This window comes from Campylobacter coli LMG 9860, from assembly GCF_000254135.1.
GTDB classification, from domain to species: Bacteria; Campylobacterota; Campylobacteria; order Campylobacterales; family Campylobacteraceae; genus Campylobacter_D; species Campylobacter_D coli.
Genome location: NZ_AINS01000086.1, coordinates 1 through 1218, shown reverse-complemented (window position 1 = coordinate 1218; position 1218 = coordinate 1). Strand labels below are relative to the sequence as shown.

The window sequence follows — 1218 nt, the reverse complement described above, 5'->3', positions numbered from 1 at the left end:
AATATTGTATCATAATTTGAGACAAAGTAACTTCAATCCGTCTCACAGGTGAGCTAACTTGTCTCACTGATGAGACTATTTGTCTCACTGATGAGACAGATTAAAAGTGCTTCAAAGCACTATAAAATAGATATTTAAAAGCATTTTTAATTAAGCTATCTCTTCTATATCTATTCTTACAAATTCAAAAACAATTTCCAATTTTCCCAAAAAATGAAACATATTTAAGTAAAAAAAGCAATTTTTTCCCAATTTATTTGGAAACATGATTTTTTCTAAAAATAATTTTCCCACCACGAGCAGTTTTTTTCCCACTGGTGGGAAAATTTGTCCCACTGGTGGGAAAATTAAAAACCTTATCAAAGCACTATTATACCTATATTTGAAAGCATTTTTTTTAAGTCTTTTCCTTCTTAATCTACTCTTGAAAACAAAAAATTTTTTACAGCAAATTTCGCTAACGCTCATTTGCAAATTTGAAGAGACTAAGCGTCTCTTACTCTTCTTACAACAAATAGGGCGGGGTCAAGTTCGTTTGTCGCTCTAGGCGACTGCACACCCCGCACCCCATATCTACGCAAATTATAGCACCTACTTAGGTGCAATTTGCTATATACACCAAAAAGAAGTTATGATTTGAAAAGTAGAGTTTTCAAGCTAAGGTTTAATTGCTTTGATTATCGATAACATAAGCTTTTTACAAATAAAAATATTTCTTTTTAAGTTTAGAGTGTTTTTCTTTAAAACTTAAAGTAATCGTAAAATAGGTTTCTAATCATTTAAGTTTTTAGTTTTCTTAAACATTTTTATTTTTGGTGTAAGCTTTATTTTTTTATAATTGTTAGATTTTTAAAGGAGCTTGAATGGAAAAGAGTAAAAAAGAAAGAATTGAGAAATTAAGTGAAAAAACTAAAGATCTAAATTTAGATAATGAATTATATATTTTTGTTAATAATATCAAGTGGGGCAAAAAAGCAAATATACTTATTAATTGTGTTGATCTTGGGACAAATATAGAGTTTTATTTTAGTGTTTTCTTTAGTAATAAATATTTTAGTAGGAGCGGAGATTTTAATTTTCGAGAATATATGGAGAATTTTTTTGAAAATAGTAGAATTTTAGCTGTTAAATTTAAAAGAAGTAAGACTGGCTATTTGAATTGTTTTAATGCTAGAATTGCAGAAGTTTCAGATTTATAATAAATCATCTTCTTTGATA

General features: G+C 27.7%; 2 protein-coding genes. One reads left to right on the top strand and one right to left on the bottom strand.

Annotated features, from left to right (window positions below; all coding sequences use genetic code 11):
- Positions 1–150 precede the first annotated feature (150 nt).
- Positions 151–474: a hypothetical protein gene (locus CCO88_RS11080; RefSeq protein ID WP_002791550.1), complete on the bottom strand. Its 324-nt coding sequence runs from the start codon at positions 472–474 to the stop codon at positions 151–153.
- A 389-nt stretch (positions 475–863) separates the two neighbouring features.
- Between CCO88_RS11080 and CCO88_RS08820 the strand changes: the two genes are divergently transcribed.
- Positions 864–1199, top strand: coding sequence for a hypothetical protein (locus CCO88_RS08820; RefSeq protein WP_002804088.1), 336 nt, complete (start codon positions 864–866; stop codon positions 1197–1199).
- The last annotated feature ends 19 nt before the right edge of the window (positions 1200–1218 follow it).

Bases quoted from the DNA above. Each gene is read 5' to 3' on its own strand.
- CCO88_RS08820 (WP_002804088.1), top strand. From the start codon at position 864: ATGGAAAAGAGTAAAAAAGAAAGAATTGAGAAATTAAGTGAAAAAACT.